Source organism: Vibrio sp. M250220 (assembly GCF_036533795.1).
Classification (GTDB): Bacteria; Pseudomonadota; Gammaproteobacteria; order Enterobacterales; family Vibrionaceae; genus Vibrio.
The window spans coordinates 30,409-45,388 of record NZ_JATABI010000004.1 but is presented as its reverse complement, the minus strand read 5'-3'; the positions used below and the strand labels follow the sequence as shown (position 1 = coordinate 45,388).

Genomic DNA, 14,980 nt, shown 5'->3' with positions numbered 1-14,980 from the left:
ACTAAGCCTCCAGCTTGCCTGCTTTCATGGTCAACACCCTATCGCAACGTTTCGCGAGTTTCTGATCATGCGTCACCAAAACCAGTGTCGTACCATGCTTTTTATTCAGTTCAAACAGTAGCTCAATGATCGTGCTCGCCGTTTGTTCATCTAAATTACCCGTTGGCTCGTCGGCAAACAGTACTTTAGGCTGAATCATAAAAGCACGTGCCAAAGCTACACGCTGCTGCTCCCCACCGGATAACTGCGTTGGAGAGTGATGGATACGATTTCCAAGCCCTACAGATTCAAGTAACGTCGTCGCCCTTTGCTTATCTTCGCTTTCACCTTTCAGCAAACAAGGGAGAGTGACGTTGTCTAACGCGCTAAGGCTCGGGATGAGTAAAAAACTTTGAAACACAAAGCCAACCGATTCACTGCGAATAGCCGCTCTCGCTTCATCATCAAGCGTGTGTAACGATTGTCCTAGAAGGTTCACTTCACCACTGGTGGGGATGTCCAAACCTGCCAGCAATGTCATCAGTGTCGATTTTCCAGCACCAGATGTCCCTACAATAGCGACACTTTCTCCTTCCTTGATGTCGAGATTGACGTCTTCAAGGATTGTTAATTGCTCTTGTTTAGTAGAGACTATCTTAGACAATGAGTGTGCTTTAATTACGGATGTTTGCATGTTTCGACTACTTTCCTTTGTACTTTTACTGACTTTTATTAATCCTGCGTATAGCAAAACCCTGATGATTCTCGGTGATAGCCTTAGCGCTGGCTACCAAATGCCGATCGAGCAAGCATGGCCATCTCTTCTTACGCAAGATCTCGCCAATAAGGATCAACATGTTACCGTAATCAATGCTAGCATTTCTGGCGACACAACGGGCAATGGTTTAGCACGTCTTCCTAAACTGTTAGAGCAGCACAAACCTGACTACGTCCTAATAGAACTTGGAGCCAATGATGGACTGCGTGGCTTTCCACCGGGTCTGATTGGAAACAACTTATCACAAATGGTGGCATTAATTAGGCAAACAAATGCCAAACCACTTATTATGCAGATCCATGTACTGCCAAACTATGGCAAGCGTTACACTGAAGCCTTTTCAGCCGTTTATCCTTCATTAGCTGCAAAGCTCGATGTCCCCTTACTGCCCTTTTTCCTTGAAGGTGTGATTATCAAACCTGAGTGGATGATGGACGATGGCCTTCACCCTAAGCCGGAGGCACAAGCTTGGATTTCAAGTTTTGTTGCCAATCAGTTAATTAATCACTTCTAGTTGCCCTAGCTCAATGAAGTTTACATAGCTTTACGTTAATTTTCTCCGAATACCCTCAGTAGGTGAAGGACAAAAAATGATTATAAAACCTGTAATAGATGGCGTTGTTGCACGCAGCGCACATCCATTAGGCTGTGAGCAAGCCGTGCTTAACCAAATTGAATATGTAAAGTCTTCTCAACTCATAACCAACGGGCCCCAACGCGTCTTAATCATCGGTGGTTCATCTGGCTTTGGCCTAGCCTCCCGAATTGCTCTGACATTCGGTGCTCAGGCTGACACCATTAGCGTATCGTTTGAAAAAGCACCTTCTGAACAAGGGACAGGGTCTGCGGGTTTCTACAACAATTACTATTTTAAACGCCACGCCAAACGCGCGGGACGAATCGCTGTAAATATCCATGGTGATGCTTTTTCTAAACAGATAAAAGATGACGTCATTGAAGCGATCGAAACCTATTTTGAAGGTGAAGTTGACCTGATTATTTACAGTGTTGCGTCAGGCGTGAGACCAAAAGAACAACCAGGACAGTTCTGGCGCTCTGCTATTAAACCTATTGGTCAACCTGTGTCAGGGACTACGCTACTGCTTGAAAATGATAAGTGGTACAACTCAAAGTTAGAAGCTGCGAGCGAAGAAGAGGCAGAAGCGACACGCAAGGTCATGGGTGGCGAAGACTGGGAAGCATGGATCGATGCTCTGATCAATTCAGAGTCGCTTGCTCATGGTTGTAAAACGATCGCCTTTTCTTATATTGGCCCAGAACTGACTCACCCAATCTACCTTGATGGCACATTAGGCCGAGCGAAAATAGACCTGCATCAAACCAGCCATGCCTTGAATCTGAAAATGGCGAACTTCGAAGGCGGCGCATACGCAACCGTCTGTAAAGCGTTGGTGACCAAAGCGAGTGTCTTTATACCAGGTCTAAGCCCATACATTATCGCTCTGTATAAAGTGATGAAAGAGAAAGGCACCCATGAGGGATGTATCGAACAAATGCTACGTCTGTTTAGTTGCAAACTTTACGGCTCTGAGCCTGTCCCTGTTGATGGTGAAAGGCTGATTAGAATGGATGACTGGGAACTTGATGCGGATACACAATCACAAGTTAAGCAGTTAATCAGTGAAATGGATTGCGGCAACTTCATGCAGTTAGGTGATTACTCTGGCTTCAAGCATGAGTTCCTCAATTTAAACGGATTCGATTTGCAAGGTGTAGATTATTCAACCGACATCAATATTGATAAGTTTATAAAATGAAGTTATTGTTTTAAAACCACGTCTCATTAATAAGACAAAGTGTATTGATTGCCCCAAAGCTGAGCCTTGGGGCTTTTTTTTGTCTATTTCATCATGCATCCTTGAACTCCTGTGCCGTCCACCGTTTAATTATTAAACATTTCTTTACCCGTATGTGCATCGTAACGACTATCCTTAAAACAGAGAGCAAGGACTGCCCTTATAAAAAATTAACAACAGGGAGTTTGTATGTCTAAGTTAAATACAGACAACATGGTAATTCCTGATGAAATGAGCTCGGGATGGCAAGTTATCGTTAACCTTTTAGCTGAGATTATTTCCGTACCAGCCGCTTTAATCATGCGCGTGCACAAAGAGCATATTGAAGTGTTTAGCGTGAACAATAACAATGCCCATCCCTATCACATTGGGGACAAAGAGGGTTTAGGCCAAGGTCTTTACTGTGAAACGGTGATCAACGAAAGTCGGCTGCTTTTGGTGCCTAACGCGTCCAAGGATAGCCAGTGGCAAAACAATCCTGACATGAAATTCGGCATGCTAGCGTATTGCGGCTTACCCTTACGTTGGCCTAACGGTAAAATGTTCGGAACCATCTGCGCGCTCGATAATATTGAAAACCCGTTTAATCAAACCTATCAACAATTGTTGATGTCATTTCGTGACTCCATTGAGGCACAACTAAAAACCGTTTTTCAAAACTACCACCTTCAACAACTCAACAGCGAGTTGGAATCGCGCGTTCAAACTCGAACACAAGATCTGGTCAAACTCAACTTTTCTCTAAACCAAGAGATCGACAAGCGCCGCGCCGCCGAGCGTCAAGTACGCTATCAGCAGTTGCATGATTTGGGGACCGGTTTTTTGAATCGTTCAGCACTCGAGTCAGAGGCAAGTCGTTTGATCCAAAATGTCTCGGATAATCAATTCCGAAAAGTCGGTGTACTGCACGTCGGCTTTACCAACGGACGACGTATTCAATCTAAGTATGGCTACTCAACTTGGGAACACATCCTTATTGAATTTCGTCAGCGACTCCATCAACACTCAGCATTGAATGTGATAACCGCACGTCCAAGCTCCACTGACTTGGTGTTTATTTTTGAAACCAACAGCTACGACAGCGATATTTATCTGCTATGTCAGGAGTTGGTCGATGTCAGCCAATCAAAGTTTACTGTCGAAGGGGAAAGCCTACACCTACATAGCTATATTGGTGTCGCCAGTTCAGACGAAAGCCAGTGTGCTAAAAGTCTACTTAAATACGCCTCTGAAGCGATGCAATCTTGTAAAGATTCCGGTCATAAATTCAGCTTTTACTCTCAGGACATCTCCGATACACAGAAAAACATCAGCCAACTTGAAAGTTACCTGCTTCAGGCTGTTCGTAACGATGACCTGCTTCTCTATTTCCAGCCTAAAGTGTCACCGGAAACCCATCGTTGGGTAGGAGCAGAAGCACTTCTTCGTTGGCGACACCCTATTCTCGGTGATATTTCCAATGAAACACTAATCCACTTAGCGGAACAAAACGGCCTCATCTTTGAAGTGGGAAGCTTTGTGCTTCGTTCTGCGATTCAAAAAGCCGCAGAATGGTCTGCCAAGGTGGATGACTTTCGCGTCAGTGTCAATGTTTCTGCAGTGCAGTTGCAAAGTCCACAATTTGTCAATCAGATTGAAGATCTGCTCACTGCCTACGAACTACCTGCACGCTACTTAGAGCTTGAGATTACTGAAAGTGGTCTGATTGCGGATGAAGTCGTTGCACGTAACACGCTGCAGTCGCTAAACAAGCTGGGAGTGACGCTGTCACTAGATGATTTTGGTACGGGCTACGCATCATTCAATTACCTGAAAAAATTTCCGTTTGACGCCATTAAAATCGATAAGAGCTTTGTCCATCAACTTGATGAAAGTGAACAAGACAAAGAGATCATGCGCTCGATTATCAGTATTGCACAGAAGCTGAGCTTACAAGTTACCGTTGAGGGGATAGAAAACGAACAGCACGAGGCGTTTATCATCACCGAAGGATGTGATATCGGTCAGGGCTACCTTTATGGTAAACCAATGCCCTATGATGAATTCGAAAACAATCTTTACAATCAGATATCTTCGTCGATGAAATATAGTTACTCATCACAACCACACTAATCCTTTACTCTTAGGCGAGCGATTCCTATAATCCTCGCCTTTCGTGTTCCTAACCGACGATATCAAGATGGATCAGTTAACTGCAAAGCTAAAGAAAATTGAAAAACAGAACTACCGTGCGTACCAGCAAATCAAAGGCGATTACGACTTCGGTGACTACACATTCCATATTGAATACGTACAGGGTGACCCATACGCTTCAGCATCACGTGTGCGTGCCGTTCGCCCTTGGTCATTAACAGGACTCGCTTGGCTACTGAAGAAATCTGCACACTACCAGATTGCAGCGCGCGATTTTATTGCGCGTAGTTTCGCACAACTTGCCAAACAAGACTCTTTACTCAGTATCAGTTTAACAGGACAAGCGGTACTCGACAGCACGGCAGTTCTATTCACCGATGAAGGCATAGAATTGCGTTTTCGCGTCAATCTGCCAGCAGAGGGACGCTCAGTGTTAGGCAAAAAAGCGGATAACCTTTTGACTTTTCATTTGCCTAAGTACATACGTCGAGCCACTCTTGAGCGTGAACTAGACTTAGAAGCCTTGAAACATCATTGTGAGGTCATTGAAGACCAATATGCTTTGCGTAGCCAACTTGATAAATTAGGGCTTATCGCGTTTGTTGGGAACGGTTCGATACTGCCTCGAGTTGCTGGCAACTGCGACTTACCAATGAAAGATGCCATCCCATTTGTTGCTCCGCAATCACTTGAGGTGACAATAGAGACCCCAAACCAAGGCGCGATCACAGGCCTAGGTATCAAGAAAGGCATTACTCTGATCGTCGGTGGTGGATTCCACGGTAAGTCGACGCTGCTAACAGCAATTGAGCGCTCTATCTACAATCACATTCCTGGCGACGGTCGTGAAACCATAGTCACTAACGACGGAGCGATGAAGATCCGAGCTGAAGATGGTCGTTGTGTCCACAATCTCAATCTGTCTAACTACATTAACCATCTGCCAATGGGCAAAGATACTCGAGATTTCTCGACTCAAGATGCCTCCGGTTCAACGTCTCAAGCCGCATGGCTTCAAGAGTCTATTGAAGCGGGCGCATGTGGTTTACTCATCGATGAAGACACCTCAGCGACCAACTTTATGATTCGTGATGAACGAATGCAGGCGTTGGTAAGTAAAGGCGATGAACCTATTACTCCGCTCGTTGATCGCATCGGTCAGCTAAGGGATCAAATGGATGTATCGACGATTATCGTTATGGGTGGTTCAGGTGACTATCTAGACGTAGCCGATACCGTTATTCAGATGCATGACTATCAGCCTGTCGATGTGACCGCGAAAGCCAAACAAGTTGTGCTTCAGCATCCAACCGAGCGTCACAATGAAAGCGAAGCGGAGTTAGAAACCTTTCGTCCACGAGCACTGAACTGTTCAGCTCTACAAAAAATCTTAGTCGATGGAAAATTTCGAGTCGCAGCCAAAGGCATCGATTCACTGCGCTTTGGCAAAGAGTTCACCGATCTGACTGCGCTCGAACAACTAGAGTCTAGCGCTGAAGTCAATGCCATTGGCTGGCTATGGTTCCAACTGGCTCAGCGCCCTGGCTGGGTAAATAATCCTGCGAAAGAAATTAAAGAAATGCTGTATGGTGATTGGTCTGCGCTCATGCCAAACCAAGGCGATCTAGCGAAACCACGCCCGTTAGATGTGATGGCAGCACTAAATAGAATGCGTAGCTCTCAATTTAAACCATCGAAATGATGTTTTAACCGTAACTGATGTATAAAGCGCCTTAACTGGCGCTTTTTAGATCATGAATCATGAGTTTTATACTGGAAACCGAACATCTTATTTTACGAGATTTTACTCAAGAGGACATTCAGCACTACGTTAAACAGTGCCAAGATCCCAAGTATCAACGTTTTTACAATGAACAAGATTGCTCACAAACCAAGAGTGAGCAACTGGTTAAGATGTTCATTACACAAGCTGAACAACAACCGCGCCAACAGTTCCATTTGGCGATTACCGATAAGATGACCGGTAGCTACTTAGGCATTGCCGCTCTGCGCGTCGAAAACGAACAACAAGCGTCCATCGGCTGTGGTTTGGTGCGTGGAACACAAGGAAAAGGAGCCAGTGAAGAAGCAATGAGAGCCCTATTGCAATACGGCTTTGACCAATTGTCTATTCATCGAGCCTATGCGGAAACCATCTCTGAAAACCGAGCAGCAATCAGACTATGCTCACGACTTGGAATGCGGGTTGAAGCGACTCTGGTTGAAAATCGCTATTTTAAACAACGCTGGTGGAACACGACGATCCTTGCAATACTCAAAGAAGAATTTAACCGCTTATGAGCGCGTTAATGGCGTAGTACGTTCCATGCTTCGCAGAGAACTCGAAAACGTTCACTGTCTCCTTTCTCACGATCTGGGTGCCATTTGAGCGCCAGTTTTCGCCATCTTCTTCTAATTTCTGTTTGGCTCACATCATGATGAAGTTCAAATAGACTCAACGCCTTCGCTCTGTCCATGTTTTTTCCATTGGTGCTTCCAACAGAATGACGGTAGCGCGTCCAGAACTCATTGAGTAAACGTTTCACTTCGCCCTCTTCCGCTTCATAGTTCTTCCAGTGGATGTAATAATCACGCAGTGGGTCGTTTACGTCGACTTTATGACCTGCGACTTGATGTGCAGGCATCAGAACAATATTCATCGCTTCAACTTGCAGCCATTTCTCTGGATAGAGCGTTTCCTGAAGTTGGTAGAGCGCATTCATGATAAGAAAGTTACGCTTAAATAGATCTTTTTCTGGAGAAGGGTCTAGTACGGGGATAAAACCAAGATCGCCCAAATGAGAAGCCAAAGTGTGGACTTTCCAGCCACTTGGGTGTTTTCTTAGAACCTCTAATACCGGCCAAAGCAACGGGTTTTCCATATACTGCTGAAACTGGGCAGTGAGTTGTTGTTTATCGTCCATAAGCCTTTCTCTTTTTTTTATTCAATAAATGACATAATCACTTATTTGTCGAGTCTTGCTTGTTACATTTGTCGCCTGAGCCATAAAAAAGAGCCACCTTTGCTGACTCTTAATTGGTGAATGAATACAGACTAAATGACACCAAGCTCTCTTAGGCGTTCCATCAAGTAACTATCTGCGGTATGGCGTTCAGATAAGACGACTTCTGGTTTTGGATGAAGGAACAGCCGTGAATGTTCTTGACGTGAGCCATCAGGGTTGATCACGCGGTGTGTGGTCGATGGGAAATATCCACCCGATGCTTCTTGTAGCATATCGCCAATGTTGATGATCAAGTTACCGAAGCCACATGGGGTATTCAGGTTCCGATAAACGCTTACACCAGTTCCCTTATTAACACTTCTCGATTTGTAACCACTTGAAAATACCTCTGCATTCATTAACTGACTAGAACCACATTCGTTGACATTTACCCTAGTCTAGCCATCTGAAAACTGAATAATCACCTTATAGGTAATGATCAGATATTTGCTAGAAAGAATAAATTGTAACAGAATCCTAAATCGCTGTACAAAAAGCAACTAGAAATTATGTTGTAATCCGCCTAAAAACAACAAAGGCGAACACTTGGTTCGCCTTCACTTTATGGAGTTGGCCATTCATCAAAATCAACTCTTTCATCACTTATGTAGTAGAGAGTATCTCCTGGATGAATAATCATCTCGAGGTCAGGGTTAAGTATGACAACTTCCTCATTTCGACGCCTCATACCAATAATTGTAGATTCAGTTTTCTGCTTAAAATCTATGAAAATATCCAATACTTTAAATGAACATTCAGACTTAACTTCAATCCCATATTGAGTCTGACCGCGTTCAGCACTAACCATTTCACTATGTAAGAGGCTTGACCCAATATCTATGACACTTTTGGCCAGAAGCTCTGTGCTGAGATTGGAGATAGCTTCGGCATTTGGACATTGTAACTTAAGAATTTTTGCTTTAACAGGATCATTAAAATGAGCGACTAAATGAGCAGTTCCATTTAGAGAACTCGCAAAAAGAGCGATCGTCAGCGTATTTTCATCTGCGTCGGTATCGATGATGATGCAGCTAGCTCGGCTTAAAGCTGATCTTTCTAACTCATCTTCATTGGTAAACGAAGGGACGTTGATAAAAGAAACCAAATCCGGCAACGGGTTTTCATGTTGCTCTACTGAAATGAGCACAATATCCCTTTTATCTTCTCGAGCAATCTGTTTTACCAGTGAGGGGGTCCGATTTTGGTTATATCCGACTAACACTATATGATCAGACTTGTTTCTAACTGTATGCATACCTTTTTGTTTCCTGTACCAAAGAGACATTCCTTTTGCCAATAATTTACCAGCAACCAATGCGAATAACCCTAGAGCGCCAGGTATCACAACAAGTGCCGTGAATGCCTGTCCTATCTCAGTTAGCGGGTGCAAATCCCCAAAGCCCACCGTGGAGCCTACAGTTACTAAATAATAGGTCATCCTAATTGGTGATTCGATCAAGTGACCTTCGCCTAATAGCAGGTAACCAAAATAGACAATGAGAACAAAACTCAGTGTTAGCAGGCCTAAATGCAATTTACCTAGGCCATCTGCAACTACTGAGAAGTACTCATCCCAAAGCTCAATTAACTTCTTTGAGATATTTTTCTGCATTTTAATTGTTCTTAATATCGATAGGGTTCAGATGTACGCCTGTTGAAATTACTAACTCATGCTCTAGGTTGCCAGAAACCTTGTTGTACTTCTCTTCGGCACAAACAAGCAACAATTCTACACTTGCATGATGACTATCAATCTCACGAATATATGGCATAAAGAATTGGTCAGTTTCAGACTCCGTTCCGTTCTTGAAGTACGTTTTCTCTGTGATTACTTCAGGTTTGTTACCTTCAAACGACTGAGTGAACTGGTGACCTTCAAGTTCGTATTGACCAATTGCTATTTTATCGCGAAGAAGTGGTTGCCAATCAGCATCAAGAATTCCCTTTGTATCGTGAAAGTACCAAAGGATAATCTCGATTATTTCATTGTCTTCCAACTGAATCTGAAGGAACCCATCATCATCAGTGTAGTAGCGAACGATTTTTCGGCGTTCATCCAAATCAACAACCCCTATTGCTTCAATCCTTTGCTCTGGTGCAGCACCTTCAATGATCAATGAACTTTCAAGGGAACGAAGTTTGAGTGCATCCAAAGTAAATGTGCCGCCAAGGTGTAAGCCTAGGACTTGAGGCAATTGAGGTTTTTCTGGTTGCGATGGCACCGGAGTTGGCTCGCCACCGAAAAGTTTTTTTATTCTATTTAACATATGAAATCCTTGTAGCAGAGAAAAAAGGCGACTCCAAAGAGTCGCCCTTGTAGACGTTATGTTAACTGTCTTTCTTTGTCAGGCTATCTAAAAGTGCTTGAGCATCTTGAGATGGGCCTGCTTTTTCTGCTGCGATTCGAGCGTCCAAACCTGATGGTGCACTAGCTTCCGCTGCGCGCTCTTGTGCTGCATCAAGCATGTGACCGTTCTTCTCTTGACGAGCTTTGATACGCTCAAAGGCATCTAAAGCTGTCTTAGATTTTGAATCAAGGCCAGTTGTCGCATTCAACGTTGCAGCTTGAGCCTTTTGGAGCTGCTCTGTTGAACGGATCGAATCGATTTCTTCTTTCATTGCAACAATACGCTCTTTCAGACCTTGAACAGTCGAAATCAGGTTATCTTCTGTCTTCTTAGTCTGTTCAACGCGTGACTTAGCAGTTTCTAGCTGAGGTTGAAGCTTAAGGATTTCTTGAGCCACTTCCAAAGCAAGTTCTTGGTTGTCATTGTTGGCAAATTGCTGCGCATCTGCTTTGTAACCGGTAATTTTGGCTTCCAGATCATGGACCGTCTTTTCATGTTGTTTGCGTTGTCCGCGCACTTCATTGATATTTTGGTCAAACTTCTGAATTTCACCTTCTGCTTGGCGGATATAGTGCTCAAGCTCGGGAATTGCATTTTTATCTGCTACTGCTTCAGCTTTCGCTTCTGCTTTACCGACAAAACCAGCTACTAATCGTGAAAAAATACTCATTATTTACCTTCCTTTTGGTTACTTAGTTTCTCGTAGAAAATCGCTAGAAGAATGGAGAATTTCAGTAACGTTCTGGAATAGCATAACGAGCTCAAGTTCTACATTATCAAGGATTGAGCTAGATGACAACGCTCCAAACGCAACATAGTATTTTGTGCCTTCGATCTCTGACTTACCAACCGATGTTAGTGGTAAGCCCTTCTGTGCTTGCATCATCAAGTCGTCGAATTGAGCCACATCTTTGATTTCTGACTCTTTAAAAAGAATGGTTTCAATGATCATCTGGTTTTCTGTAAGAACAAGATGAGCCGGAATACCGTCGCCATTGGTAATGGTCAAGCCTCCTTCAATTTCACCAATAGTCCAGTTATGATCTGAAGCTTCTAAATGCGCTTTGATGTTTTGTAAAGACATGTCTATATCCTTGTTAAACAATGATATGTGGTACAAATCGTGCCACGTCGTTTGTGATTAGTTTATCTGATTCACGGAAAGAAATACCGCACCCTGTTTTACCGATTACCCAAGATCCAATTACGACCCGACCGTTCTTAAATTCAGCTAACGGAGCAAATTCTTGAGTAATAAAGCCTTCTGCACCGTAGTTCCCTGTCGTACCTTCTACAGTCTCACCTTGGAGCTCAATTTCGATGTTCGCTCCTTCTCGAGAGTAGATTGGCTTGGTTACTTTGTTCTCGATTAATGCAACTTCCTTTTCATTTGAGAAGTAACACTCCAACAAATTAGGATGCCCTGGGTTGAGTTTCCACATGATAGGAAGCAAAGCTTTAGAACTAAGTAACACTTTCCAAAGTGGTTCGATAAACTTACAGCCACTTTCTTCTATATAATCCCCATACGGATCTAGAAGTGCAAATTCGTATGGGTACAGTGAAAATAAATTGAAAATCTGTTTTGAGTTTTGGTCTAAGAATTGGTTATCAACTGACAACTGAATCTCATTTATATCAACAATTACAGTTTCAAAACCCACCTCTTGAGCACACTGAGCTAAATAGGTGACAGTTCTTCTATCTTCTGATGATGTCTCATCACAGGCAAAATGTAAGATCATCGACTCAACGCCTTTTGCTTCACGCAGGTAAGCAAACTGAGTGATGATACGTTCGTCCAGTAGGTTAAATTGATCAGCATGGCGAGGAATTTTCCCTGCTTCTACTGATTGCTTCATCCAGTCCCATGCCGCAACAGACAGTTCAAACAAGGATGTTGGTGTCTGCCCATTGTACTCCAACATCTTCGGCTCACCTTTACCATCCCAAGCGAAGTCAAATCGACCATACAAATAGGATTTATCAGTAGCCCAAGATTTTCGAAGCAAATCATAGTGCTTTTCTGGTAACCCGAACAAATGTAATAAGTCATTATCAAAAACGTGAGCCACCGCTTTGATAGCTAACTCATGTAGTTCTTCAGTAACCTTATCAATATGATCAATTTGGGCGCGGTTTAGTTGAAAGTATCGATTTTCGCACCAGTAAGGATGCTTTGATGAAACCTCATAGAAGTCAAAACCGAGCTCAAGTAAGCGATTTTCCCAACCCTCGCGAGGTTCAATGTCTTGTTGCAGCATGAGCATTCCTGAATTATTTAACCGCCGAAACCACCAAAAGAACGACCCGAGCTACCAAAGCCACCAGATGACTTTGATGTTTTGGTTGGGCTACTCTTGTAGGTAGTACTAGGGTTATTGGTTTTGGCGGTTGTGCTTAGTAGTGATGGTTTGGTGTTTGTCTTGTAAGCAGCATTACTATTCACATTTCCAATTCGCCCAGTACCCGATGTAACTGTGTAACTGTTACAGTCGTTACGTCCTGACTTTAAGCATTGCTGATATCGCTTAGTTCGCTCACGCTCGGACAAATAGTCGCCAGTTTCATCTAATGCTTCTGACAACAAGTATCCCGCAATCAGGCTATTAGCTACTGAAGCACCTGAACCATTAGAACCACCTTTTGTTTCATCAGTAACGTCGGTTGATGAACCTGACGTTGGAGCAACTGAGATAGATGCCACATCCAGCTTGGAATCTGGTAATGGTTTTGCGTAGGAACCTTCAAGAGACAGGTTCAGACCATTCATATCACGTAAGTCGGTTATTTCTCGACCGTTGGCCATGAATGCTTTCCCATATAAACTTTGCGTATGGTTAAACGTTGTGAAGAATGGGTGCGTGAAATCGACGTTTTCATCTTTGTGAGTGATGAAACCAGCCATTTTTGGATACCAAGCGCCCTGATCGTCTTGAAGACAGATATTGCGACCGAAGTCTCGACTACATTCCGACTCAACCATGAACTTTAGTGCAGTACGCTTTGCTTCTTTTTCAGCAAGTTTGTACGCTGCTTCACACTGGCCCGGCAGTTGCTTTTCGCATGTATCCATGTTTGTAAAAGCGTAGTAAGGATCTTCTTTAGTATCACAGCCTGTTAGCGTAGCAACAGCCCCCAATCCAAGGAACATGACGATAGACTTGCGATCACCAATCAAGTGCCTATGAATATTTACTTTACCTTGAGTTTTTTTCACAGCTATACCTCTTAGTATGTCATGGCGCCGGCGTTTAGAAGACCAACAGCAATGTACATTGATGCTGCTACGACAGCTGCACCTACCTGGTTATCTTCGATACGCTGAACAAACTTAGGCATAAAAACGAATCTGACAATTTTGATAGAGATAACTTGTGTTGTAAGAGCTACCACAGCCCAGATAGCGAAATCATAGTAGTTCACAGCGTTTTGCAGCACACCGAACAGAGCGATACAAAAACCGATTAAAGAGCCACCTAATGCAACTGCAGCTGCGACATTCTTCTCTTCTTTGATTAGTTTCCACTCGTCATAGGGAGTGATGGCAAGAACGATGTACTTAAAGATAAGTAAGAAAGCTAGTCCTGTGCTAAAATACGCCGCAAAGTTACCTAGTGCCGGCAGATTGATATATTCCATGTAGTCATTTCCTCTTGTTTTAGACGTGTGGAATGAACCAAGAACAATAGTCTTGGGGCAAAAAAATTAATTTTCAAATAATCGGCGTTTTTCAAGATAGTTGTCATCATTCGCTTACTTATTAAGCGGCTTCTCTTTCTGGATTTAGATGAACCTCACCAACGGGTTCACAGTTCCTAATTTTGCCTGACCAACGCGCAGGGTGTCGTTCTCTTGCTATCGACTACACATCAGAACGACGTCTTAAAATCTCGCTATCTTTTCCATTGTGACGCTCTGATGGCGTGACGTAATTTAACTTACTGTGTTTATGCTCGGTGTTATACCAGCGTACGAACGCCTCAACCCGACTGCGACTAGCAACCAGTTGTTTAAAGCCTTTTGCTTGCAGGCTCTGGCCTGACGCAGGTCGGTCTTTGGTCAGCCTGTATTTCACCTTGCTTATACCAGCGTCTATACGCTCTCAAATCAATTTGAACTTCATGGCAAGCGTACTCTAGACGGCAGCCACTTTGCTTGGCATCGTGGATAAAAGTGTCTAAGTTGCTGCCTCCAATGATACAAGGTTGCTGTGCTAATACCTTTTTGCTACTTGGCTTACAGACATTGAATAAGGAGGTAGTAGCTTCTTCAATATGGCTTTTTTTCTTTCTGTTGGAATGCGATTCAAAACTCACTCATTACCACCCAAACTGGTTAAATTTTAACAGTGACAACAATCCTGCCAGAGGGGGAACTAGAAACGATAAGGTAGGCAGAATTGCACTGCAACAACACATATACCGATGTTTAAAAATTGGGCAAAATTATATCATAAAAAGATATTTTAGCTTAGAAATTTATATCACTTCCGATATGATTATGACTCAACGCACACAATTTCCGTCAAACTATCAGTGAGTTATGTCGACTTGCTTAGCATCCGGCTTTCAAACTCTGCAATATGACCCAGTACTTCAAAAGCTGCTAGCGCATCAGCCTTCGCTGGAGGAGACGAAGGCATCGCATTCTTAGGCTCTCAAGGGGATAGTGCCTTACTTCAACAGCGTGTGTTCTCTTCTAACCAAGCCAAATAAGGGTTATAGCCCTCTACAAATGGGATTTGGACGATTTGCGGAACAGACTTCCCCTTTCCAAACATAATGACTGTGGATTGGCATCGTCTGAATGCACGCTGCCAATCCCTTATTCAACACTGAATTAATGATCAATTGCGCGCTTTCATCGCTATCTGTTGTGGTTAACGTAATGCAATACTGACCGCTCACTGGTGATTTC

At 43.4% G+C, this 14,980-nt stretch carries 15 protein-coding genes and 2 pseudogenes; 5 read left to right on the top strand and 12 right to left on the bottom strand.

All coding sequences use genetic code 11. The annotated features are described in order from the left end of the window. Position 1 precedes the first annotated feature (1 nt). Positions 2 to 673 (bottom strand): ABC transporter ATP-binding protein, encoded by a 672-nt coding sequence (locus QTN94_RS02505; RefSeq protein WP_331416583.1) that lies wholly within the window; start codon positions 671 to 673, stop codon positions 2 to 4. Between QTN94_RS02505 and tesA the strand changes: the two genes are divergently transcribed. From tesA to QTN94_RS02480, 5 genes are all read left to right on the top strand, one after another. Next, entirely contained in the window at positions 672 to 1,271 is a 600-nt protein-coding gene (tesA, locus tag QTN94_RS02500; protein ID WP_331416582.1) for a multifunctional acyl-CoA thioesterase I/protease I/lysophospholipase L1, read from the top strand. The genes QTN94_RS02505 and tesA overlap by 2 nt on opposite strands. Positions 1,272 to 1,347: 76 nt before the next feature. Beyond that, positions 1,348 to 2,535: an enoyl-ACP reductase FabV gene (gene fabV / locus QTN94_RS02495; RefSeq protein WP_331416581.1), complete on the top strand. Its 1,188-nt coding sequence runs from the start codon at positions 1,348 to 1,350 to the stop codon at positions 2,533 to 2,535. A gap of 228 nt (positions 2,536 to 2,763) precedes the next feature. Beyond that, on the top strand, positions 2,764 to 4,686 hold the full coding sequence (locus tag QTN94_RS02490) for a sensor domain-containing phosphodiesterase (RefSeq protein ID WP_331426741.1): 1,923 nt from the start codon (positions 2,764 to 2,766) through the stop codon (positions 4,684 to 4,686). Between the two features lie 67 nt (positions 4,687 to 4,753). Further along, positions 4,754 to 6,409, top strand: a complete 1,656-nt coding sequence (locus QTN94_RS02485; protein ID WP_331426739.1) for an ABC-ATPase domain-containing protein — start codon at positions 4,754 to 4,756, stop codon at positions 6,407 to 6,409. A gap of 59 nt (positions 6,410 to 6,468) precedes the next feature. Next, positions 6,469 to 7,008 carry a GNAT family N-acetyltransferase gene (locus tag QTN94_RS02480; RefSeq protein ID WP_331426737.1) on the top strand — a complete coding sequence of 180 codons (540 nt, stop codon included), beginning with the start codon at positions 6,469 to 6,471 and terminating at the stop codon, positions 7,006 to 7,008. Between the two features lie 5 nt (positions 7,009 to 7,013). Here QTN94_RS02480 and QTN94_RS02475 read toward each other — a convergent pair whose 3' ends face one another. From QTN94_RS02475 to cutA, 11 genes and pseudogenes are all read right to left on the bottom strand, one after another. After that, positions 7,014 to 7,631, bottom strand: a complete 618-nt coding sequence (locus QTN94_RS02475; RefSeq protein ID WP_331416577.1) for a DNA-J related domain-containing protein — start codon at positions 7,629 to 7,631, stop codon at positions 7,014 to 7,016. A 131-nt stretch (positions 7,632 to 7,762) separates the two neighbouring features. Further along, positions 7,763 to 7,993 (bottom strand): annotated as a pseudogene (locus tag QTN94_RS02470) (isopenicillin N synthase family oxygenase); the annotation flags it as partial. A gap of 281 nt (positions 7,994 to 8,274) precedes the next feature. After that, positions 8,275 to 9,324, bottom strand: a complete 1,050-nt coding sequence (locus tag QTN94_RS02465; RefSeq protein WP_331426735.1) for an ion channel — start codon at positions 9,322 to 9,324, stop codon at positions 8,275 to 8,277. A 1-nt stretch (position 9,325) separates the two neighbouring features. Further along, on the bottom strand, positions 9,326 to 9,979 hold the full coding sequence (locus QTN94_RS02460; protein WP_331416575.1) for a DUF2491 family protein: 654 nt from the start codon (positions 9,977 to 9,979) through the stop codon (positions 9,326 to 9,328). Positions 9,980 to 10,040: 61 nt separating this feature from the next. Continuing rightward, positions 10,041 to 10,730 carry a PspA/IM30 family protein gene (locus tag QTN94_RS02455; protein WP_331416574.1) on the bottom strand — a complete coding sequence of 230 codons (690 nt, stop codon included), beginning with the start codon at positions 10,728 to 10,730 and terminating at the stop codon, positions 10,041 to 10,043. Between the two features lie 18 nt (positions 10,731 to 10,748). After that, positions 10,749 to 11,144 (bottom strand): DUF2170 family protein, encoded by a 396-nt coding sequence (locus QTN94_RS02450; RefSeq protein WP_331416573.1) that lies wholly within the window; start codon positions 11,142 to 11,144, stop codon positions 10,749 to 10,751. Between the two features lie 13 nt (positions 11,145 to 11,157). Further along, entirely contained in the window at positions 11,158 to 12,324 is a 1,167-nt protein-coding gene (locus tag QTN94_RS02445; protein WP_331416572.1) for a glutathionylspermidine synthase family protein, read from the bottom strand. A gap of 17 nt (positions 12,325 to 12,341) precedes the next feature. Then, the gene (locus QTN94_RS02440) at positions 12,342 to 13,280 is read right to left on the bottom strand and encodes a DUF1190 domain-containing protein (RefSeq protein ID WP_331416571.1); all 939 of its coding nucleotides are present in this window, start codon (positions 13,278 to 13,280) and stop codon (positions 12,342 to 12,344) included. 11 nt (positions 13,281 to 13,291) lie between these two features. Continuing rightward, positions 13,292 to 13,702 carry a DUF350 domain-containing protein gene (locus QTN94_RS02435; RefSeq protein WP_331416570.1) on the bottom strand — a complete coding sequence of 137 codons (411 nt, stop codon included), beginning with the start codon at positions 13,700 to 13,702 and terminating at the stop codon, positions 13,292 to 13,294. Positions 13,703 to 13,925: 223 nt separating this feature from the next. Beyond that, the gene (locus tag QTN94_RS02430; protein ID WP_331416569.1) at positions 13,926 to 14,138 is read right to left on the bottom strand and encodes an integrase core domain-containing protein; all 213 of its coding nucleotides are present in this window, start codon (positions 14,136 to 14,138) and stop codon (positions 13,926 to 13,928) included. 603 nt (positions 14,139 to 14,741) lie between these two features. Then, positions 14,742 to 14,970 (bottom strand): annotated as a pseudogene (cutA, locus tag QTN94_RS02425) (divalent cation tolerance protein CutA). Positions 14,971 to 14,980: the final 10 nt, after the last annotated feature.